Here is a 266-nt window from a genome sequence, read left to right as displayed (position 1 = left end):
CAGGTGGCACAGCAATTGGGCTGGGCAGATGATGAGGATTTAATGGCGCGCTGGGTTGAGATACTCGGTGGTCAATACTTGCCAGCAGATTTTGAACCCTTAGCCATGGCTTACGCGGGTCATCAGTTCGGGCAATGGGCAGGCCAATTGGGTGATGGGCGCGGCTTACTCATGGCACAAGTGCTCGACAATAATGATACGTTGCAAGACTTACATCTTAAAGGCATCGGCCTGACGCCTTATTCGCGGATGGGTGATGGACGCGC

General features: G+C 53.8%; 1 protein-coding gene. It reads left to right on the top strand.

Features of this window, described 5'->3' with window-relative positions; all coding sequences use genetic code 11:
• A partial coding sequence (locus AAEZ03_RS27620) for a protein adenylyltransferase SelO family protein (RefSeq protein ID WP_350583059.1) occupies positions 1 to 266 on the top strand: 266 nt, incomplete at both ends.

This window comes from Pseudomonas sp. HY2-MNA-CIBAN-0224, assembly GCF_040310285.1.
GTDB classification, from domain to species: Bacteria; Pseudomonadota; Gammaproteobacteria; order Pseudomonadales; family Pseudomonadaceae; genus Aquipseudomonas; species Aquipseudomonas helleri.
This window is presented reverse-complemented; position numbering and strand designations above follow the sequence as displayed.